This window comes from Actinomadura nitritigenes, assembly GCF_017573545.1.
In the GTDB taxonomy this organism is placed as follows: Bacteria; Actinomycetota; Actinomycetes; order Streptosporangiales; family Streptosporangiaceae; genus Spirillospora; species Spirillospora nitritigenes.
On sequence record NZ_JAGEOK010000001.1, the window covers coordinates 433,741 to 454,629 of the forward strand.

Annotated in this window: 19 protein-coding genes; 11 read left to right on the top strand and 8 right to left on the bottom strand. The window is 74.1% G+C overall.

Annotated elements, in window-relative coordinates; genetic code table 11:
- Nucleotides 1–104: 104 nt before the first annotated feature.
- From J4557_RS01700 to J4557_RS01720, 5 genes are read left to right on the top strand one after another with little or no spacing between them, the layout of a single operon-like run.
- Complete coding sequence (locus tag J4557_RS01700; RefSeq protein ID WP_208264493.1) at nucleotides 105–1,091, top strand: ABC transporter substrate-binding protein; 987 nt, start codon at nucleotides 105–107, stop codon at nucleotides 1,089–1,091.
- Nucleotides 1,088–1,864, top strand: a complete 777-nt coding sequence (locus J4557_RS01705) for an ABC transporter permease (protein ID WP_208264494.1) — start codon at nucleotides 1,088–1,090, stop codon at nucleotides 1,862–1,864. Before J4557_RS01700 ends, J4557_RS01705 begins: the two co-directional genes overlap by 4 nt.
- Entirely contained in the window at nucleotides 1,861–2,664 is an 804-nt protein-coding gene (locus tag J4557_RS01710) for an ABC transporter permease (RefSeq protein ID WP_208264495.1), read from the top strand. The genes J4557_RS01705 and J4557_RS01710 overlap by 4 nt, the downstream gene beginning before the upstream one ends.
- Nucleotides 2,665–2,689: 25 nt before the next feature.
- Nucleotides 2,690–3,529: an ABC transporter ATP-binding protein gene (locus J4557_RS01715; RefSeq protein ID WP_208264496.1), complete on the top strand. Its 840-nt coding sequence runs from the start codon at nucleotides 2,690–2,692 to the stop codon at nucleotides 3,527–3,529.
- Between the two features lie 35 nt (nucleotides 3,530–3,564).
- On the top strand, nucleotides 3,565–4,827 hold the full coding sequence (locus tag J4557_RS01720) for a flavin-dependent oxidoreductase (RefSeq protein WP_208264497.1): 1,263 nt from the start codon (nucleotides 3,565–3,567) through the stop codon (nucleotides 4,825–4,827).
- A gap of 43 nt (nucleotides 4,828–4,870) precedes the next feature.
- Here J4557_RS01720 and J4557_RS01725 read toward each other — a convergent pair whose 3' ends face one another.
- Nucleotides 4,871–5,494, bottom strand: coding sequence for a TetR/AcrR family transcriptional regulator (locus tag J4557_RS01725; protein ID WP_208264498.1), 624 nt, complete (start codon nucleotides 5,492–5,494; stop codon nucleotides 4,871–4,873).
- A gap of 111 nt (nucleotides 5,495–5,605) precedes the next feature.
- Here J4557_RS01725 and J4557_RS01730 point away from each other — a divergent pair, with 111 nt between their 5' ends.
- Nucleotides 5,606–6,985, top strand: a complete 1,380-nt coding sequence (locus tag J4557_RS01730; protein WP_208264499.1) for an MFS transporter — start codon at nucleotides 5,606–5,608, stop codon at nucleotides 6,983–6,985.
- 11 nt (nucleotides 6,986–6,996) lie between these two features.
- Entirely contained in the window at nucleotides 6,997–7,707 is a 711-nt protein-coding gene (locus J4557_RS01735) for an SGNH/GDSL hydrolase family protein (RefSeq protein ID WP_208264500.1), read from the top strand.
- Here J4557_RS01735 and J4557_RS01740 read toward each other — a convergent pair.
- The 7 genes from J4557_RS01740 to J4557_RS01770 all read right to left on the bottom strand — a co-directional run bounded on the left by J4557_RS01740 (nucleotide 7,689) and on the right by J4557_RS01770 (nucleotide 16,907).
- Nucleotides 7,689–9,428 carry a bifunctional 3'-5' exonuclease/DNA polymerase gene (locus tag J4557_RS01740; RefSeq protein WP_307799282.1) on the bottom strand — a complete coding sequence of 580 codons (1,740 nt, stop codon included), beginning with the start codon at nucleotides 9,426–9,428 and terminating at the stop codon, nucleotides 7,689–7,691. The genes J4557_RS01735 and J4557_RS01740 overlap by 19 nt on opposite strands.
- 37 nt (nucleotides 9,429–9,465) lie before the next feature.
- Entirely contained in the window at nucleotides 9,466–11,145 is a 1,680-nt protein-coding gene (locus J4557_RS01745; protein ID WP_243775094.1) for a transposase, read from the bottom strand.
- Between the two features lie 180 nt (nucleotides 11,146–11,325).
- Nucleotides 11,326–11,844 (bottom strand): DUF4234 domain-containing protein, encoded by a 519-nt coding sequence (locus J4557_RS01750; protein WP_208264502.1) that lies wholly within the window; start codon nucleotides 11,842–11,844, stop codon nucleotides 11,326–11,328.
- A 165-nt stretch (nucleotides 11,845–12,009) separates the two neighbouring features.
- Nucleotides 12,010–13,524 carry a metallophosphoesterase family protein gene (locus J4557_RS01755; protein WP_208264503.1) on the bottom strand — a complete coding sequence of 505 codons (1,515 nt, stop codon included), beginning with the start codon at nucleotides 13,522–13,524 and terminating at the stop codon, nucleotides 12,010–12,012.
- 119 nt (nucleotides 13,525–13,643) lie between these two features.
- On the bottom strand, nucleotides 13,644–14,042 hold the full coding sequence (locus tag J4557_RS01760; RefSeq protein WP_208264504.1) for a YccF domain-containing protein: 399 nt from the start codon (nucleotides 14,040–14,042) through the stop codon (nucleotides 13,644–13,646).
- Nucleotides 14,043–14,421: 379 nt separating this feature from the next.
- Nucleotides 14,422–15,312, bottom strand: coding sequence for a diacylglycerol/lipid kinase family protein (locus J4557_RS01765; RefSeq protein WP_208264505.1), 891 nt, complete (start codon nucleotides 15,310–15,312; stop codon nucleotides 14,422–14,424).
- Between the two features lie 5 nt (nucleotides 15,313–15,317).
- Complete coding sequence (locus tag J4557_RS01770; protein ID WP_208264637.1) at nucleotides 15,318–16,907, bottom strand: FAD-binding oxidoreductase; 1,590 nt, start codon at nucleotides 16,905–16,907, stop codon at nucleotides 15,318–15,320.
- A gap of 136 nt (nucleotides 16,908–17,043) precedes the next feature.
- Between J4557_RS01770 and J4557_RS01775 the strand changes: the two genes are divergently transcribed.
- The 4 genes from J4557_RS01775 (at nucleotide 17,044) to J4557_RS01790 (ending at nucleotide 20,735) form a co-directional block, all read left to right on the top strand.
- The gene (locus J4557_RS01775) at nucleotides 17,044–17,652 is read left to right on the top strand and encodes a TetR/AcrR family transcriptional regulator (RefSeq protein WP_208264506.1); all 609 of its coding nucleotides are present in this window, start codon (nucleotides 17,044–17,046) and stop codon (nucleotides 17,650–17,652) included.
- A complete protein-coding gene (locus J4557_RS01780) occupies nucleotides 17,649–19,202 on the top strand; it encodes a glycerol-3-phosphate dehydrogenase/oxidase (protein ID WP_208264507.1) in 1,554 nt (517 codons plus the stop codon). The genes J4557_RS01775 and J4557_RS01780 overlap by 4 nt, the downstream gene beginning before the upstream one ends.
- A gap of 148 nt (nucleotides 19,203–19,350) precedes the next feature.
- A complete protein-coding gene (locus J4557_RS01785) occupies nucleotides 19,351–20,253 on the top strand; it encodes a ferredoxin family protein (RefSeq protein ID WP_208264508.1) in 903 nt (300 codons plus the stop codon).
- A gap of 185 nt (nucleotides 20,254–20,438) precedes the next feature.
- Entirely contained in the window at nucleotides 20,439–20,735 is a 297-nt protein-coding gene (locus tag J4557_RS01790; protein WP_021600082.1) for a WhiB family transcriptional regulator, read from the top strand.
- The last annotated feature ends 154 nt before the right edge of the window (nucleotides 20,736–20,889 follow it).

Genomic DNA, 20,889 nt, shown 5'->3' on the forward strand with positions numbered 1-20,889 from the left:
CGCCACATTTCTCCCGCGATCGGGCAGGCGATGCGCTACGCTCCCCGCACTCACCGGAAGATCGGTTCCCAGTCGGCTGCCCCTCCCGCAATGGAGCGTCGCCCATGTCCGCCACCTTCCCCCGCGCCGCTCTCGGCGGCGCGCTCGCCGTCGCGGTCGCGCTCTCGGCCACCGCGTGCGGCGGCTCGGACGGCAAGAAATCGGCCAACGGACTGGAGGAGTCCACGATCACCGTCGGCACCATGACGATCGCCGACACCGCGCCGTTGCAGATCGCGATCCAGAAGGGCCTGTTCAAGGCCGAGGGCCTCACGGTCAGGACCCGCGTCGTCAGCGGCGGCGCCGAGGCCATCCCGCTGCTGAAGAGCGGCCAGCTCGACATCACCTTCGGCAACTACGTGTCGCTGTTCACCGCGGCGTCCAAGGACCCCGGCTTCAAGCCGAAGGTCGTCGCCGACGGCTTCCAGGGCGCGCCGAAGACCCACACGCTGATGGTGCGCGGCGACTCCCCCTACCGCACGATCAGGGACCTGGCCGGGAAGAAGATCGGCGTCAACACCAAGCGCAACGTCAGCACGCTGCTGGTGCGCGCCGCCGGACAGGCGCAGGGCGTCACGTTCGACGAGGACAAGAACTTCGTCGAGATCCCGCCGCCCAACATGGAGGCGGCGCTGAAGAACAAGAGCGTCGACGCCGTCCAGGCGATCGAGCCGTTCGGCACGCAGATGGCGCGGTCGATGGGCGCGCGAATGGTCGCCGACCTGTCCAGCGGGCCGACCGCGCAGTTCCCGATCGCCGGGTACGCCGCCACGGCGAAGTTCGCCGGCAAGAACCCGAAGACGGTCGCCGCGTTCCAGCGCGCGCTGGTCAAGGGCGAGGGCATGGCCGCCGACCGCAAGCTCGTCGAGCAGATCGTGCCCACCTACGCCAAGGGGATCGACGCGAACGTCGCCGCGACCATGAGCTACGGCACCTACCCGACCTCGCTCGACGCGACCCGGCTGCAGCGGGTGCCGGACGTCATGCAGCAGTTCGGGTACATCACCACGAAGATGGACGTGAAGCCGCTGCTGCTGGCCCCGGCTTCATGACCCCTCGCCGCATCGCCCTCGGCGCGGCCGGAGCGGTCGTGGTGGTCGGCGTGCTCGAGGCGGTCAGCCGTTCCGGCCTCGTGGACGAGACCTCCCTCCCCCCGGCCTCGACCGTGCTGAAGGAGGCCGGGAGGCTCGCCGCCGACCGCGAGTTCCTGGTGGACGTCGGCGCGACGGTGCGCGAATGGCTGCTCGGGCTGCTGCTCGCGGTGCTGGCCGCGGTGCCGCTGGGCGTGCTGCTCGGCTCGGTGCCGCTGCTCGGCACCGCCTCCCGCGCGCTGGTCGAGCTGTGCAGGCCCGTCCCGTCGGTCGCGCTGATCCCGCTGGCCACCCTGCTGTTCAGCTCGCCGGCGCAGACGAACCTGTCGCTGATCTTCTACGCCTGCCTGTGGCCGATCCTCGTCAACACCCTGTACGCGCTGCGCGACGTCGACCCGGTCGCCAAGGACACGCTGCGGGCGTTCGGGTTCTCGGCGCCGTCGGTGCTGTGGCGGGTGTCGCTGCCGAGCGCGGCCCCGTTCATCGCCACCGGCGTGCGGATCGCCGCCTCGGTCGCCCTCGTCGTGCTGATCAGCACCGAGCTGCTGGTCGGCGGCGACGACGGCATCGGCATCTACCTGACCGAGACGCAGCAGGGCGGCGGGCGCACCGACCTGATGCTGGCCGGCGCGTGCTGGGCCGGGGTGCTCGGGCTGCTCGCCAACACCGCGCTGATCGCGCTGGAGCGGGTCGCGTTCCGCTGGCACGCCGCGCGGGTGGAGGGGATCGCATGAGGATCGGCCGACCGGTCCGCGGGCTCGCCGAGCGGGTGTGGCTCGTCGCGCTCGCCGTGGCCGTCTGGCAGCTCGTCACGTCCGCGACGGACGAGACGTACTTCCCGCCGCCCACCAGGATCATCGACGCGCTGCACGAGGTGTGGTTCTCCGGGCCCGCCTCGCACGCGTTCCTGACCGGCAACGCGGTGGACGACTTCTCCAGCAGCCTCGCCCACCTGTTCGTCGGCTGGGCCGCCGCCGGCGCGGCCGGGGTGGCGATCGGCGCCGCGATCGGCCGTTCCCGGGTGCTGAACGACCTGCTGGACCCGGTGCTGCAGTTCCTGCGCGCGGTTCCGCCGCCGACCCTGGTGCCGTTCTTCATCGTGGTGTTCCAGATCGGCACCACGATGCAGATCGTCACGATCGCGTTCGGGGTGGTGTGGCCGGTCCTGCTGAACACCGCCGACGGCGTCCGCGCGGTGGACCCGCTCCAGCTGGACACGGCGCGGGTCTTCGGCATCTCCCGGCCCCGCCGGCTGCTGATGATCATCCTGCCGGCGGCGGCGCCGAAGATCTTCGCGGGGTTGCGCGTCGCGCTGTCGTTCGCGCTGATCCTCATGGTGCTGTCGGAGATCGTCGGCAGCACCACCGGCATCGGCGCCGAGCTGCTGGACGCTCAGCGCGCCTTCGAGCTGCCCACCATGTGGGCCGGGATCGTCATGCTCGGCGTGCTCGGCCTGCTGTTCAACGGAGTCTTCATGGTCCTCGAACGGCGGCTGCTGGCGTGGCACACCGGCGCGCGGCGGCCGACGAACTGACACCCCCACAGAAAAGGCGTCCGCGATGCTCCGGATCACCGGCCTCACGCACACCTACACCGGCGGGCACACCGCGCTCGACGGCCTCGACCTCACCGTCCCGGACGGGCAGCTGCTCAGCATCGTCGGACCCTCCGGGTGCGGCAAGTCCACCCTGCTGCGCTGCATCGCCGGGCTGATCCGCCCGACCGGCGGCACCCTGGAGATGCACGGCGCGCCGATCGACGGCGTGCCGGACGACCTCGCCGTGGTGTTCCAGGACTACAGCCGCTCGCTGTTCCCGTGGCTGACCGTCCGCGACAACGTGGCGATGCCGCTGCGCCGGCGCGGCGGTTCCCGGGCCGAGCGCCGCGCCGCCGCCGACGAGGCGCTGGAGTCGGTCGGCCTGCACGACGCGGGCCGCAAGTACCCGTGGCAGCTGTCGGGCGGCATGCAGCAGCGCGTGTCGATCGCGCGGGCCCTGGCCTACCGGCCGTCGCTGATGCTGATGGACGAGCCGTTCGGGTCGGTGGACGCCCAGACCCGGGAGGACCTCGAGGACCTGGTGCTGAGCGTGCACCGCGCCGGGAAGCTGACGATCCTGCTGGTCACCCACGACATCGACGAGAGCGTCTACGTCGGCGACCGGGTGGTCGTCCTGAACCGGTCGCCGGCCCGGGTGCACGCCGACATCCCGGTGGGGCTGCCCGCGTCCCGGGACCAGATCGAGACCCGCGGGCTCCCCGAGTTCGTCCGGCTGCGCGCGGAGGTCGGGCGGCTGGTCCGCGGCGGCGCCCGCGTCCCGGGGGCCGCGCCCGCCGACGCGCACGCGGGCGAGCCCGCGGACGGGCCCACCGCGGCCGGCGAGCCGGAACCGGACAAATAACCGGAGACGGGCGCCGGATAAGAGATCATGAGGACATGCGCGTACTCATCGTCGGCGCCGGGATCGGCGGGCTGACCACCGCGTTGAGCCTGCACGCGGCCGGGATCGAGGCCCTCGTCGTGGACTCCGCACGGCGGCTGCGGCCGCTCGGCGTCGGCATCAACCTGCTGCCGCACGCGGTCCGCGAGCTCACCGAGCTGGGCCTCGGCGAGGACCTCGCCGACATCGGCGTCCCGACCGCGGAAATGGTGCATTTCGACCGGTTCGGCGGGCGGATCTGGGGCGACCCGCGCGGCCGCGCGCTCGGCTACGACTGGCCGCAGTACTCCGTCCACCGCGGCGAGCTGCAGATGGCGCTGCTCGACGCGGTGCTGTCCCGGCTCGGCAAGGACGCCGTCCGCACCGGCACGGCGCTCGAAGGCTTCGAGCAGGACGCCGGCCGGGTGCGGGCGCGGCTGCTGGACCGGGCGACCGGCACCGCCGGCACGGTGACGGCGGACGTGCTGGTCGGCGCCGACGGCCTGCACTCCACCGTCCGCGCGCAGCTGTACCCGGACGAGCCCGCGCCGCTGTGGAACGGCATCCGGATGTGGCGCGGCGTCACCGAGTCCGAGCCGTTCCTCACCGGCCGGACCCTCGCCGTCGCGGGCAGCAACGCCCGGTCGAAGATGGTCGTCTACCCGATCTCGATGCGCGCCGAGCGGCGCGGCCGGGCCCTGCTCAACTGGGTGGCCGAGGTCAAGCTCGAAGGGGACCGGCGCGCCGGCGCCGCCGACTGGAACCGCAAGGGCCGGCTGGAGGACGTCCTCCCCCACTTCGAGGACTGGACGTTCGACTGGCTGGACGTCCCGGCGCTGATCAAAGGCACCGCGGAGATCCTGGAGTACCCCATGGTGGACCGGGAGCCGCTGGACCGCTGGACGTTCGGCAGGGTCACCCTGGTCGGCGACGCGGCGCACCCCATGTACCCGATCGGCTCCAACGGCGGCTCCCAGGCCGTCCTGGACGCGCGCGTGCTGGCGTACGAGCTGGCCCGCGCCGCCGACCCGGCCGAGGGCCTGCTCCGCTACGAGCGCGAGCGCCGCGAGCCGGCCAACGCGGTCGTCCTGGCCTGCCGCGACATGCCGGCGGAGCGGATCCTGCGGATGGTGAGCGAGCGCGCGCCGGACGGCTTCGAGGCGATCGAGGACGTTCTGACCGCGGAGGAGCTGGTCAGAATGACCGGCGCCTACCGCAGGACGTCGTTCGTCGACGCCGAGGCGCTCAACGGCCGCCCGTCGTACACGGTCGTAGGCTGACCCGCCGCCCGCGCGCTGCGCAGGATCAGCGCTCGGGGCCGGATCAGCGCCCGGGGCCGGCGAGGGTCACGGCGGCCAGCAGCGCCTCGACGGCGCGGGTCGCGCGGTCGTACTGCGACGGGTCGTCGTGGAGGAGCGCGTGGGCGGCTCCGGTGCGGCAGACGGCGTCCAGCTCGAAGGCGAGCTGCGGGACGTCGGCGGACGCGTCGATGTCGCCGCGGTCCCGCGCCTCGTGCAGGCAGCGCTCCAGGAAGGCGCGCCAGTGGCGCTGGGACGCCGCGATGGCGTCACGGACGCGGCCGGGCCGGGCGTCGAACTCGGCCATCGTGGAGTGGAAGAAGCAGCCGCCGGGGAAGACCGGCTGCCGCTGGTAGCGCTGCCAGGCGTCCAGGAGCGCGCGGACGCGCCCGAGCCCCTCGGGGACGACGAGGGCGGGCTCCACGACGTGCTCGCGGAACACCTCGACGGCCGTGGCGACGGTCGCGAGCTGCAGCTCCTCCTTCGAGCCGAAGTGCGTGAAGACGCCGCTCTTGCTGATCCGCAGCTCGGTGGCGAGCCGCCCGATCGACAGTCCCTCCAGTCCCTCGGCCGAGGCGATGTCGGCGGCGCGGCCGAGGATGACCGCGCGCGTCCGCTCGCCCTTGAGGACCCGTCCGTCAGTGCTCACGTTCACTAATCTGCACGACCGTTCGTGCAAAGTCAATCGTGCAAACCCCTTGACGGGAGGCCTGCTCGCAGAAGAGTGTACGACCGTTCGTTCTTTTCTGGAGGACCTCCCATGACCGCCACCACGGCGCCGCCCCTCACGGCGGGCGCGCGGCGGGACGTGCCCTGGCTCGCCGCCGGCGCGACGTTCCTGGCCATGCTCGACGCCACCGTCGCCAACCTCGCCGTCCCCGATCTGCACGCCGACTTCCCGGACGCCTCGCTGTCCGGCCTGACCTGGATCGTCACCCTCTACGCGGTGCTGTTCGCGGCGCTGCTCGCCCCCGCCGGCCGCCTCGCCGACCTCGTCGGGCGGCGCTCGCTCTACCTGTGGGGCACCGGGCTGTTCACGCTCGCGTCCCTGGCCTGCGCCGCCGCGCCGAACGTGCCCGTCCTGCTCGCGACCCGCGGGGTGCAGGGCGCCGCCGCGGCCGCGATGATCCCGGCGTCGCTCGCGCTGCTGCTGCACGACACCCCCGCCGCGCGGCGCGCGGGCGCCATCGGGCTGTGGAGCGCGGCGGGCGCGTTCGCCGCCGCCGTCGGCCCCGGGCTCGGCGGAGTTCTCGTCGAGCAGTTCGGCTGGCGGGCGCTGTTCGTCATCAACGTCCCGTTCGGCCTGGTGATGCTGCTCGGCGGGCTCCGGCTGCCGCGCACCGCGGGCACCGCCGGGCGGCTGCCCGACCTCGCCGGGACGGTCCTGCTCGGCGCCGGCGTCGGCGGCATCGCGCTCGGCGTCACCCAGGCCGGCGACTGGTCCTGGACCGACGCCCGCACGCTCGCGCTGCTGCTCGGCGGCGCCGCCCTCGCCGCCCTGGCGCTGTGGCGGTCGGCCCGGCACCCCGTGCCCGCCCTGGAGATCGGGATGTGGCGCGCCCGCGGGTTCGCCCTCGCCAACACCGCCTCGTTCCTGTACGGGACGGCGCTGTACTCCTGGCTGCTGCTCGGCGTCCTCTACCTGACCGGCGAGTGGCACTACTCGATCCTCAAGGCCGGGCTCGCCTCGACGCCCGGCGCGTTCACCGCCACCGCGGCGGCGATCGCGATGGGCCGCCTCACCGGCCGCATCGGCGTCCGTCCCGCCGTGTCGGGCGGCGCCCTGATCATGGTCGCGGCGGGGATCTGGGTGGTCGCCGGGCTGCCCGCCGAGCCGCACTTCCCCACCTTCTGGCTGCCGCTCGGACTGCTGGCCGGGACGGGCATGGGGATGGTCACCACCGGCACCGCGTCGGCCGCCGCGCTGTCGGCCGGCCCGCAGCGGTTCGCGGGCGCGACCGGCCTCAACACCACCGCCCGCCAGCTCGGCGGCGCCCTCGGCATCGCGGCGCTCGCCGCGATGCTGCCGGACCGCGCGGTGCACGGCGACTACACCGCCGTCTACCTGTTCTGCACCCTCGCCGCCGCGGGCGCCGGCCTCGCGGGGGCGTTCCTGACCGTCCGTCCGAGCACGTCCTGATGGGAGACGACATGACCGGGACGACACCCGCGGCCGCGCCCGCCGGGCCCCTGACCGAGTGGACCGACCCCGCCGTGCTGACCGCCGCCGAGGCCGCCGCGCTGCTGGCGGGCGCGCCGTGGAAGAGGATGGTGACGGTCGGCGACAGCGTCGCCGAGGGCGTCCGCGAACCGGTGCCCGGCTACCGCGACCTGTCCTGGACCGACCGCGTCGAGGAGGCGCTGGGCGCGGTGACGGACGGCTTCGCCGCGCTCAACCTCGGCCGCCGCGACCTCGTCGCCGCGCGCGTCGCCGCCGAGCAGCTCGTGCCCGCGCTGGAGTTCGGGCCCGACCTCGCGTTCGTGGTGGCGGGCGGCAACGACATGCTCCGCCCGCACTTCGACGAGGACGAGGTGCGGCGCGAGCTGGCCGCGATGGTCGGCGCGTTCCGGTCCGCCGGCGCGGACGTCGCCACGATCGGGCTGCTGGACATCACCGCCGCGGGGCTCGGCCCGGCCCGGTTCCGGGAGGTGCTGTCGGCGCGCACGCGGCGGCTGAACGAGCTGGCCGCCGAGGTCGCCGCCGAGCACGGCGCCTGCCACGTCGACAACCCGCCCGGCCACCCCGTCGCCGCCGATCCCGGCATCTACAGCGCCGACCGGCTGCACCTCAACGCCCGGGGGCACGCGTTCGCCGCCGCGAACACGGTCCGGGCGCTCGCCGCTCACTTGGCGTCGGCGTAGCGGTCCACCACCGCGATCTCCATCGGGAAGGCGACGGGCGTCGCGCCGAACAGCAGCTGGCGCGCCTCCTCGGCGGAGGCGCGGACGGCCTCGGTCACGGCCTCGGCGAGCTCCGCCGGCGCGTGCACGATGACCTCGTCGTGCTGGAAGAACACCAGGCGCGGCGTGCCGAGCGCGGTGAGGCGGCGGCGCAGCGAGCCGAGCAGGGCGAGCGCCCAGTCCGCCGCCGTCGCCTGCACGACGAAGTTGCGGGTGAAGCGGCCCCGGCTGCGCAGCGCCTGCGCGGCCGTCGCCGGGCGGCGCGCCCCCTCCACCGCCGCGGACGGGACGGGCGGGTCGCGCTCGTCGTCGCCGGCCAGCGTCAGCTCGCGCCAGCCCGCCGACGGCGGCGGGCACGTCCGGCCGAGCAGCGACCGGACGAGCCGCCCCCGCTCTCCCGCGCGGGCGGCGGCCTCGACGTACTCGAAGGCGTCGGGGAACCGGCTCTTCAGCACGCCGAGCAGCTGCACGGCCTCGCCCGTCCCTCCGCCGTACATCGCCGACAGCAGCGCGAGCTTCGCCTTCGCGCGCGCGGACAGCCCGCCCGTCGCCTCGTCCGAGCGGAACGCGTCGGACAGCGCCTCGTAGAGGTCGCCGTGCGCCGCCGCGTCGGCGAACGCCCGGTCGCCCGCCAGGGCCGCGAGGACGCGCGGTTCCAGCTGGGCCGCGTCGGCGACCACCAGGCACCAGCCGGGATCGGCGACGACGGCCCTGCGCAGCACGCGCGGGATCTGCAGCGCGCCGCCGCCGTTGGTCGCCCAGCGCCCGGACACCACGCCGCCCACCACGTACTCGGGGCGGAACCGCCCGTCCCGCACCCACGTGTCGAGCCACGCCCACCCGTGCGCGGCGTGCAGCCGCGCGAGCTCCTTGTACTCCAGCAGCAGCGGGACGGCCGGATGGTCGAGGCGCTTCAGCACGTGCGCGCGGGTGGACGGGATCGGCAGGCCCGCCGCCGCGAACGCCTTGAGGATCTGCGCCGGGGAGTCGGGGTTGACGTGCGTGCGCGGGCCGAACGCGGCGCCGATCCGGTCGGCGAGCTCCTGCAGCCGGCGCGGGCGCAGCCCGCCGGACGGGCGCGGGCCGAGCAGCTCGGTGAGCAGCGCGTCGTGCTCGGCGGCCGACCAGGGCAGCCCGTCGTGGCCCAGCTCGGCGGCGACCAGCGAGCCCGCGGACTCGGCGGCGGCGAGGAGCGCGAACCCGTCCAGCCCGGCGGCGGCGCGCTGCTGCGCCGCGTGCACGTCGACGATCTGCCCGAGGTCGTCGGACGGCGCCGCCCGCTCCCCTTCGGCGTCGTCGTCGCCGAACAGCGGCGCCTGCGCGGCCCGCGCCGGTGCCTCGTGCGCCGGCCTCGGGTCGGGCGGGACGGGCAGCCCACGCAGCCGCGCCCACGCCGCCCGGACCGAGCGCGGCTCCCCGTAGCGGCCGGCGTGCCCCAGCAGCAGGTTCTCGACGAGTTCGAGGTCGTGGCAGCGCGCGACCCGGACGCCGGCCCGCAGCAGCCGCGGGTACAGCCGGGCGCTGGACGCCCACACCCAGCGCGGCGCGTCCGCGCGCTCGCGGTCGGCGATCTCGCCGGCCAGATCGGCCACGGTGTACGCGGGCCCGGCGGGCGAGCCGTCCTCGTCCAGCGGCCGCAGTTCGCCCCCGTCCCCCGCCCCGGCGGCCACCGCGATCCTCACCCGCCCATTCTCGCCCCCGGGTATGACAGAACCGTTCCTACAGGAGGGGGTCTTGGACCCATGTCCCCGGCCTGCGCGCGTCCCGAACGGTGCTGGACACGCTGGTCGCCCGCGTTCTGGTCGCCCGCGTCCGGCGACGTGCATCGTGTGCACGGTCCGTGACGGGGTGGCGGGGTCCCTCGCGTTCTCGGTCACCACGGTCGGCCTGGACGGCCCGAGGCCCGGCATCATCGCCCTGGTGATGGCGGGGCGGTGCCGTCCGTCGCCGGATCGGGTGCCCGAGAGCGCGTCGCCCGACAGCGATGCTCGCCGCATCGTGCCGGGAGACCTTGCGGTGCGGGGTGCTCATCGGCTCACGCCAATGCTGCGCACCCCACCTGGAGGTGTAGGCCGGGTCCACGGCCACGATCGCGATGCCGGCCTCAGCGGCCATCGCCACCAGCCGGGCCCGCAGCTTTCCGGTCGGCATCCCGGAGACCAATTGCCGGAACCGTTTACGTCGACCATGCTTTTCTCTGGTCTTCTCAGCCGCGAAGTCCAAGTCCTCGATGCCGATGGCCGACACCCCGCAGGACGAAGCCCAACGCAGCAGCTGGGTGACGGCGTGCCGCACCTGGGCGTCGCGATGCTGGGCGGAGCCGGACAGGTCATAGCCGAACCGCTTGGGGTTACCGACGGGGTTGCCATGCCGGTCCAGGCGCCAAGCAGCGAAGTGGTCGGCATTGGTGTCGACACCGATCACTCCGCGGGCAAGAGCGGCTTGCAGGGGGACCACCGGGACAGCGGCGCGCTGCCAGGACGCGGTCACGTACCAACGGCCCCGCTCGACGTCCAGGTGGATGCGGTAAGCAACGGCGCGGTCGGCCTCGACCCGGTCGCCCCACTCCGTCCCACGATGCTTGAAGGCGACGCGGGCGGACAAGACATACCGGCCATGCTCGGCGTTGGCCAGGTGCGCCAGCGGCGCGGGCAGCCGGATGGACACCTCCCCGGACGGGGTCAGACGGATGGTCTCGTTGCCGAACCGCTTGCCCGACTCACCGTCGGCGCGCAGGAACCAGCGCTCGGCCTCCCACCGCATCCGCCACCCTTCCTCGGTGAGCCTCGCGGCCTCCAGATTGTGACGGGTGCCGAGCAGCCTGCGGCCACCCCGAACCACGTGCACGCTCCCAGCATCCCAGTCCGACTGCACCCGGGCGAGCCGGTCTCGCAGGACGCCCAGACGGCGCGACTTGGCGAACCATTCCCGCTTGGTCCGGTACCCGCCGGGCGCCCGTTTGGTTCCCTCTTCGCCGAGCGGCAGCGACAGGCGGTACTCCAGCGTCCGGACACCGGCCCGGAGGGACCGCAGGTGCGCCGACTGTCCCCGGCGAGCCAGAGCCCATTGGTCATGAGTGGCCTTGGTGATCGATCCGGCCCACCGCGCCGACGACTCCCCCGTCAACTCCCGCTTGCGCACCGCCCAACGCTCGGCGTCGTGCTCCAGCCCATCGCCACAGCGCTTCTTCAGATCGCGGCCGGCCAGGCGCCCCAGATGGGTGCCGGCCAGCCGCAGTACTCGCTCGTCCTGGAATGTCAGGCCTTTGAGTCGGTCACGCACAGCCACCCCCGACGGTCCCGCCACCACGAAAGGCGCGGCGACCGGCGGCAGTCGATCCCCCGGAGTCGGGCCGTGAACTCCAGCGACCAGGCCGGAATCGGTAGCCGATTGCAACATGGTGAATACTTTAAGTCATTACACTCGAACGCGCAATCGATAGCTCAGCACTTGAAAACCGATCTTGAGAGCAGTTCGGAACCGGCAGAACAGAACCCCCTCCGCGTGGGGCGGAGGGGGTTCGATGCCGTTCCAGGAGGCCAGGGCCGGGGCCCCCTTGCGGGGTTGGAGCGGGTCGGGTCAGGCGACCAGGGAGACCTGCTGGCCCGCCGGGGTCTCGCCGTAGCGGTCGACGACCTTGTTGAGCTGGAGCTGGTAGTACAGGACGCCGAAGCCGAGGATGCCGAGCAGGAAGCCCATGCCTCCGCTGCAGGTGGCGGGCAGGCCCGCGGCGCGCTGCGCCTGGGCGATGCGCCCGCCGAGCTTGCACCACACCACGAGCGGCCAGATGCCGAGGGTGACGAAGCCGAAGATCATCGACAGCAGCGCGCCGGTGGCGGCGTCGTCGATGCGGCGGTCGTAGTTGTGCAGCTCGCTGTGGACCTTGAACATCCAGACGAGCCCGTACACGCCGAGCGTGATCATCGGCAGCCCGAGCCAGGCTCCGACGGGGTTGCGGCGCTTCATGTTGTAGCCGGCGCCGCGGGCGACGGCCTGCTGCTGTTGCTGAGCCGGGGCGGGCGAGTAGCCGCCCTGGTAGGCCTGCTGCTGCTGTTGCTGCTGATAAGGCTGGCCCTGACCCTGCTGGGGGTAACTCATCGAGTCGCTCTCCTGGGGACGCGGTCGTTCTCCGGCCGACCGTCCGTTACCGGTCACCTGGTCGGTGAGCTGAGACTGTAACGGTATTACGGCACGTCGCGCGGCAGATCGACGTATTTTGTCGACATTTCTGGCGGATTCTCCAATCCACCCGCCACTCCGGCCTCACCGGAGCGGGATCGTCACCTCGTCCTCGACCGGCGGCGCCGCCTCGTGGTCGCCGCAGCCCGTCGCGGCGAAGCAGCGGACGCGGAGCTCCGACGCGGTCACGTCCAGCCGGAGGAAGCTCTTGAAGAACGGCGGGCTGTCCCAGTCGGCCATCTCCGAGCGGAACCGCTGCGGCATCCGGCGCACCGGCAGGCGCAGGAAACGCGAACGGCGCCGGACGCCCCGCGGAACCCCCAGGACGAACGCGACGAACCGGGCGCGGCGGGACGGCTGGAGCCCGTCGTAGGTGCGCCCCGGCACGATCCCCACCCGCGAGCGGATGACGGCCGTGGCCTCCTCCGGGGTGAGGTCGAACAGCCCCGGCATCCGGGTCCACCGCCCGTACAGCTGGCTGTAGCGCGACAGCGAGTCGCCCCGCAGCGGGTAGCAGCGGAAGTCCTTCTCCTCGACCACCCGGGCGCGCGGGATCGTGTGCGTCGCGTGCATGAACGCCCCGCCGCCGCCCGACACGACGTACTGGACGACGCGCCCGGTCGCGTCCACCTTCACCGGGTAGCGCTGGTAGTTGTGGATGTCGCCGCCGACCGCGAGCACGTAGTTGTGCGCCGGGTCGCGGACGATCTCGTCGACCGTCCCGCCGCCCTCGATGGGCCCCGGGTGGTGCTCGTCGTCCACGTACAGCGGCTTGCCGGTGACCAGCATCTTGGGCTTGGGGCCCGCGGACACGCCGCGCAGCCATTCGCCCTGCTCGCGGTCGATGCCGCCGGTGATCCCGGTGTCGATGCCGATGATGCGCAGCGACGGCGTGTCGATCGCCCAGTACGGGCCGGGCTGGACGGCCTGCTGGTCCGGCGCGCCCCGGTACAGGGACCGGGCCTCCGCGAGGGCGCGCCGGTCGACCTTCCCCGAGTGCCGCCAGAACAGGCGCGGGACGAACGAGAGCGGCCCCCGCCAGTCGGGCGAGCAGTCCGCGTCCAGGCCGCAGAAGACGTGCAGGAACCCGCGGAGCCCGTCGTACCAGTCGTGGTTGCCCGGGACGGCGTAGATGGGCGCGGGATAGTCCCGGTAGGGCCGGTAGAACTTCTCGGGGTAGTCGCCCGCGTCGCCGGTCGGGTAGATGACGTCGCTCGCGACCACCATGAAGTCGGTGCCCGCGGTGGCGTGCAGCAGCGGCGGCACCACGGCGTACTGCGACCGGTCGCCCTCGCCGGTGTCGCCGAGGAGGGCGAAGGAGAACTCCTCCTCGGGACGGTGGACGGTGAACGCCGCGGGCGTCCCGCGCTCCCGCAGGGCGGCCACGGCCCGGCGGCGGATCCCGTTGGACGGGTCGCCGAACAGCCGCGCGACCACGTCGTTGCGGGACCGCCACAGCACCTTCGGGCGGCGCCAGGAGAAGTCGGGGACGTGCTCGGGCAGCAGATCGCGGAACGTGCCCGGCTTGCGGCACACCCAGCCGGCGCCCGCCTCGGACGTGCGGGAGTTCTCGGGGGCGGCGGCATGCTCGGCGCGCAAGGGGGGCCTCCGGCGGGGGTGAGGGGGTCTCCCCAGCCTGTCCGGAGGCGATCTCGGGCGTCAAGCGACATCGCCGTGCAGAGACGGCGTGTCGCCCGGGCGGCGCTCAGGCGCGGCGCTCAGGCGGCGCCGAAGGAGCGCGGGTCGCCGGACGGGACGATCTCGCGGCCGAGGGGCAGCAGCGAGACCGGGATCAGCTTGAAGTTGGCGATGCCGAACGGGATGCCGATGATCGTGACGCAGAGCGCGATCCCGGTGAACAGGTGGCCGAGGGCGAGCCACCAGCCGGCCACGATCACCCAGATGACGTTCCCGATCGCCGAGCCCGCGCCGGCGTCGCGGCGGCGCGCCACGGTGTAGCCGAACGGCCAGAGCGTGTACATCGCGATCCGGAACGCGGCGATGCCGAACGGGATCGTGATGATGAGCACGCAGCAGACGACGCCGGCGATCGCGTACCCGATCGCCAGCCAGAGGCCCGAGAACAGGAGCCAGATCACGTTGAGGAGTGTGCGCACCGGTTCAGCCTAGGCTCGGGCCGTCCGCGCGGGAACGGGGCGCGCCGCGGCGCGCCCGGCGGTGAGGCTCCGGATCGGCACCGGACGGACCGGACCGAGCCGGAACCGGACCGTGGTGAGCGCCGGCGCCACCCCCAGAGACGCCGGCGCCACCACGCGGAGGGCGCCTGCGGCCATCATGAGTCCCCCCAGAACGGCGAGCGATCGCCTTCTCATGATGCCTCCACAGACGACCCCAAGGTCCCGAAAGCGGGACGTAATTGACGCTATACGGAGGGCCGTAATGGCTGCGTAAACCGCCCCAAACGAGGGTCCAAAAACCGTGGACCGGACGTCCGCGCAGGTCGGAGGGCCTTTCGGCGGACCCGAGAGCCCCGTTCTACGGGGCCAGGACGCGAAGCGCCCCCGGCATCACCTTCGCCGTCACCGGGAGGACGCCCGGCAGCTCCCCGTCCGCCCCGTAGGGCAGCGTCCGGCCGGGCGGCCCGGCCAGCTCGATCCGCACCTCGCGGCCGCGCAGCACCTCGACCTGAGGCCGCCGGACGTGGGCGCCCTCCGCCAGCTCCCGCATCACCGCGAAGAACAGCAGCCGGGAGGCGTGGCGGATGAGCACCACGTCGAGCAGGCCGTCGTCCACGCGGGCGTCCGGCGCGACGTGCTTGCCGAACCCGTAGTAGCCGGAGTTCGCGGCGACGACGGTGTAGCCCTCGCGGCGGTGCTCCTCCCCGTCCACGATCACGCGGTAGTCGGCCGCGCGCCAGGAGACGATCGCGCGCAGCGCCCCGACGTAGTAGGCCGCCGACCCGCGCAGCAGCCGGGTCCTGTTGGCGTTGGCGTTGGCGACGGCGTCCACGCCCGCGTAGACGCTGCCGAGCACGGGGGTGCCGTTGGCCTCGATCGCGTCGACCGCGCGGGGCTCCCCCTCCAGCAGCAGCGGGGCGAGCCGCTCCGGGTCGGCCGGGACGCCGAGCTGGCGGGCGAAGTCGTTGCCGCGCCCGGCGGGCACGATGCCGAAGACGGCGCCGGTGCCGGCGAGCGCGCCGCCGACGCAGCCGATCATGCCGTCGCCGCCGACGCCGAGCACCACGCGGCCGGCCTCGGCGGCGTCGCGGGCGACGGTGCGCGCGTGGTCGAGGCCGCGGCTGTACTCGACGGCGACCTCCGCGCCGGCCTCGCGCAGCAGCCGGGCGAGCGGGATCAGCGAGGACGCGGACGCCGATCCGCCGGCGGCCGGGTTGACGATCGCGGTGAAGACGCGGGGGGCGGTCATGGCGGCTACTCCCGGGCGGCCGGCGGGACGAGGACGCCGGGGTTGAGGATCCCGGCCGGGTCGAGGCGGTCCTTGACGGCCCGCAGGATCTCCGCGCCGAGCGGGCCGATCTCCCGGGCGTACCAATCGCGGTGGTCGGTGCCCACGCCGTGGTGATGGCTGATCGTCCCGCCCGCGTCGATGATCGCGTCGGAGGCGGCCCGCTTCGCGCCGTCCCAGTGCGCCACGGGGTCGTCGCCCTGCGCGGAGACGACCGTGAAGTACAGCGAGGCGCCCGCCGGGTAGACGTGCGAGATGTGGCACATGACCAGCGGCGGCGTGCCGGCCCCGGAGAGCGTGCCGATCAGGGCGCGGCGGACGGCCTCGTACAGCTTCGGGATGTCGCTCCAGAACGCCGCGGTCTCCAGCGTCTCGGCGAACGCGCCGACGTCGAGGAGCGCGTCGCGCAGGTACGGGGCGCTGAAGCGGCCGTGCCGCCACTTCTCCCCCGGTCCGGCGCCGAGCGGCTCGCCGCGCGCCTCCCGCAGGACGGCGGCGGTCCGGGCCCGGCGTTCGGCGATCTCCCCGGCGGTGCCCTCGTAGCCGAGGACGGCGAGGCATCCGGCGGCCGCCGAGCCGTCGCCGATGGCGGCCGGGTCGGCGAGGCCGATCATGGTCTCGGTCTCGTCGGACAGCCGCAGCACCACGGGGAGCGGACCGTCCTGGGCGAGGCGGCGCAGCGCGGCGGCGCCGTCGGCGAACGACGCGAACCGCCAGCCCTCGTACGCCCGCTCCGGCGGGACGGGCCGGATCCGCACCGTCACCGAGGTGATGACGCCGAACGCGCCCTCGGAGCCGAGGACGAGCTGGCGCAGGTCGGGCCCGGCGGCCGACTTCGGCGCCCGGCCGAGTTCCAGGGTGCCCTCCGGCGTGGCGACGGTGAGGCCGGTGACCATGTCGTCGAACCGGCCGTACCCGGCGGAGGCCTGCCCGCTGGAGCGGGCGGCGGCGAACCCGCCGATCGACGCCCACTCGTACGACTGCGGGAAGTGCCCGAGCGTGTAGCCGCGCTCGCCGAGCAGTTCCTCGGCCCGCGGCGCGAGCATGCCCGGCTGCAGGACGGCCGTCCTGGACACCTCGTCGAGGGCGGTCATGGCGTCCATCCGGCGCAGGTCGAGGGCGACGAACGCGCTCACCCCCTCGGGGGCCAGCCCGCCGACGACCGACGTGCCGCCGCCGAACGGGACGACCGCGACGCGCCGCTCCGCGCAGGCCCGCAGCACCGCGAGGACCTCGTCGTGGGAGCCGGGCAGCACGACGGCGTCGGGCGCGTCGGAGGTCTCGCCGGCGCGGATGCGCACCAGGTCGGGGGTCGACTTGCCGCGGGTGTGCCGGACGCGGGACTCCGCGTCGGTGCGGACGTGCTCCGCGCCGACCGCCGCGGCGAGCGCGGCGAGGTCGTCGTCGCCGAGCCGGGGGGCGGCGACCTCGATCGCGGTGAGGGCGACGGGGGCCGCGTCGCCGGTCTTCACGCCGAGCAGGTCGCGCAGGAGCCCGACCGTCGGTTCCGGCAGCGGCGCGGCCTCGGCGGGGTCGCCCCAGCCGCTCCACAGCATGTCGCGCGTCCGCCCCGTGCCGGGCGTCCCCGTGCTGGCCGTCAAGGCGCCTCCCCTTCACCGGGCCGCTCCCGGCACCGTGTTCCCGTCCGCCTGTGTTCCCGTCCGCCTGTCGCGCGGGCTTACACTGTGACACATGACGTCGAATCGTCACAACAGGTCGGCGGCCCGGACCGCCGACGACGCCGTGCTGGACGCCGCCCGCGACTGCGTGCTGGCCGTCGGGGTGCGCCGCACCACGCTGACCGACATCGCGCGCCGCGCCGGCGTCTCCCGCATGACGCTGTACCGCCGCTGGCCGGACGTCCGCACGATCGTGGCCGACCTGATGACCCGCGAGTGGACCGCGATCGGCACCGCGGTGCGGCCCGCCGAGGACGGCCGCCCGGTCCGGCCCCGGCTGGTCGAGGGCCTGGTCACCGGCGTCCGCATGTTCCGCGACCACCCGCTGCTCCGCAAGATCGTCGAGGTCGACCCGGAGGCGCTGCTGCCCTACCTGCTGGACCGCTGCGGCGCCAGCCAGCAGGCCTTCCTCGAGATCTTCGAGGAGGCGCTCGCCGCCGGGCACGCCGACGGGACCGTCCGCGTGGACCACCCCGGCCGCCAGGCGCGCGCGCTGCTGCTGGTCGTGCAGTCCTTCGGGCTGTCCGCGCAGATCATGATCGACGAGACCGACCCCGAGCTCCCCTCCGACGCCTTCGACGCCGAACTCCGGCACATCCTGGAGAGGACGCTCTCGCCGTGACCTCCGCCGCCGCGCCGCCGCCCTCGGCGTCGCTCACCGCCGCCCGCCGCGAGCGCGAGCTCGCCGCCCTCCCCGACGAGGTCGTGGACGTCCTGGTCGTCGGGCTCGGCGCGACCGGCGCCGGCGCCGCGCTGGACGCCGCGTCCCGGGGCCTGTCGGTCGCCGCGATCGACGCGCACGACCTGGCCTTCGGCACGTCCCGGTGGAGCTCCAAGCTGATCCACGGCGGGCTGCGCTACCTGGCGTCCGGGCAGGTGGACGTGGCGCACGAGAGCGCCGTCGAGCGCGGCGTGCTGATGTGCCGGACCGCCCCGCACCTGGTGCGCGCGCTGCCGTTCGTGCTGCCGCTGACGCCGCTGGTGTCGCGGTCGCAGGCGGCGGTGTCGCGGGCGGGGCTGCTGGCCGGGGACGCGCTCCGGCTGGCCGCCCGCACCCCCCGCTCGGTGCTGCCCGGCCCGCGCCGGCTGTCGCCGGTGGAGACGCTGCGGCTCGCGCCCGCGCTGCGCCCCTACGGGCTGCGCGGCGGCCTGCTGTCCTGGGACGGGCAGCTCGCCGACGACGCGCGCCTGGTCACGGCCCTCGCGCGGACCGCCGCCGCGCACGGCGCCCGGATCCTGACCCGCTGCCGGGCGGTCGAGCTGACAGGCTCCGGCGCGGTCGTCCGCGACGAGCTCACCGGCCGGGAGACCACCGTCCGGGCCCGCGCGGTGGTCAACGCCGCGGGCGTCTGGGCGGGCGGGCTGGTGGACGGGGTGCGGCTGCGCCCGTCCCGGGGCACCCACCTGGTGCTGGGCGCGGAGCCGCTGCGCGGGCTGACCGCCGGGATGCACGTGCCGATCCCGGGTGCGACCAGCCGGTTCATGCTGGTGATCCCGCAGGGCGACGGCCGGGTCTACGTGGGGCTGACCGACGAGCCGGCGGACGGCCCGATCCCCGACGTGCCGGAGCCGACGCCCGGCGAGATCGGCTTCCTGCTGGACATCCTCGGCTCGGCGCTGGACGTGCCGGTGCGGCGCGCGGAGGTGCTCGGCGCGTTCGCCGGGCTCCGCCCGCTGCTGGACGGCGGCGACGGGGCCACCGCGGACCTCTCCCGCCGGCACGCCGTGCTGACCTCGCGCGACGGCGTCGTGACGATCGTCGGCGGCAAGCTGACGACCTACCGGCGCATGGCGCAGGACGCCGTGGACGCGGCCGTCGCGGGCCGCGGCCTGGCCGCGGGGCCGAGCCGCACCGCGTCGCTGCCGCTGGTCGGCGCCGCGCCGCGGGACCGGCTGGACGCGCTGGACGCGCCGCGCCGCCTCGTCCAGCGCTACGGGACGGAGGCGCCGCTGCTGGCCGCGCTGGGGAGGGACGATCCGGCCCTGCTGGAGCCGGTCGTGCCCGGGCTGCCGGTGCTCGGCGTGGAGCTGGCGTGGGGGGCGCTGCACGAGGGGGCCCTGGACGCCGGCGACCTGCTGGACCGGCGCACCCGCATCGGCCTGGTGGCGGCGGACCGCGCCGCCGCCCTGCCGGCGGCGGCGTCGCTCCTCCCCCGCACCGCGCTGCACTGAGATCCCGCCAACCGGGCAGCCTCCCCTAAAACCCCAGATACCCACTCATTAGACTGGTGCCCCGGGGACCCCGCTGGTGCGACCGGCGACGCTTAGGTTACCCTTACCTAATCATCGATGATCGGGACGTTCGGCCGGGGGGACTCATTTGACGCGCGGGAAGGGCTGCGGGCACTGCCCGGGAAGCCACACCGGCGAGCGGCCGTGCCTGGCGAGCGCGACCGCCAAGGCGCGCTCCTGGCTGCTGATCGAGCACCCGGGCCCCTGGCCCGAGCGGGTGGCCAACCTCGCCGGACCGGACCCGGTCGCCGAGGCCGTGCGGGCCGCGCAGGCGGCCGGCGTGCGGCCGCAGCTCATCCGGCGGCCGGGGCGGCGCCGCGCGACCCCGCCCGTCCAGGTCTACGGGGGGTTCTCGTACGGCCGCGAGGCGTGGATCGAGGGCCGGGAACTGGCCGATCCGCGGGAGCTGGCCGGGCTGGACCTGCACGCGCTCGCCTCGGGCCGGTCGCCGGGGCTCGGCGACCGGGAGGCCGACCCGGTCCTGCTGGTCTGCGCGCACGGCCGCCACAACGCCTGCTGCGCGCGGACGGGCGCCCCGCTGGCCCGATCCCTCGCTGAACGTTTTGACCGTCTTGTCTGGGAAACCACCCATGTCGGTGGTGACCGATTCGCAGCGAACCTTGTATGTCTTCCTCACGGGCTCTATTACGGCGACCTCGGCGAGACCCAGGCCGTGGCCGCGATCGACGCCTACCTGCGCGGCGAGGTCGTGCTCGACCGGCTGCGCGGGCGGGCCGGACGCCCCGAGCCCGCTCAGGCCGCGGAGCACTTCGTCCGCGCGCACACCGGGCGCCTCGAACTGGACACCGTGACCATGGAGTCGGTCACGGGGACATCCCCCTACGAAGCGGTCGTCACCGTTCAGGAGAGCCGTTACCGGGTCATCCTGGAGACGGTCGAGCAGCCCGCGTGCGGGCCGGCGTGCGGCGAGAACCTGAGAACCTACGCTGTTACGGAACTCACCCTTCTCAACGCGGCCGCCCTCGTGTAATCTCTCGAAGGCCCCATTCGAGGGTCTCCCTGTCGCACGGCCCCAGGTTTCCGGAGTAACCGGACGGGGAACAGAGCGGCAACTCCAGACGTTGGAACTTTCGGCGCTTCTGACTCATGTCACCCGAAGCACGTCGATGCGTCCATGTCCCGAAATTGTTCGAAACCAATCAAGGTGGGTGTTCCATGGCTCAGGTACGTCGGCAGGCAAACCTCCCTCGTCCCAGCTGGGGCTGGCAGGACGCCGCGGCGTGCCGGGGGGAAGACCTCGTGCTCTTCTTCGGCCCCGACGGCGAGCGCCAGCCCGAGCGTGAGATCCGCGAGCGCAAGGCCAAGCAGATCTGCATGGGCTGCCCGGTCCGCACGGAATGCCTGGACTACGCCGTGTCCCGGCCCGAGAAGTACGGCACGTGGGGCGGTCTGAACGAGGACGAGCGCGCCTCCGAGCGCCGCCGTCGCATGCGCCGCGCCAACGCGGCCTGACCGTCGCACGGCACGCCAGAACCGCTCCCAGCGCGCACCCCGGCACGCCACCGAAAAACGACACGGCCCCGCCCCGCGGGGCCGTTTGCGTTGCCCAGGGCCCGGCCGCCACGGCCGGGCCCTGCCGCGTTCGTTCGTCACATGTGCGTCACAT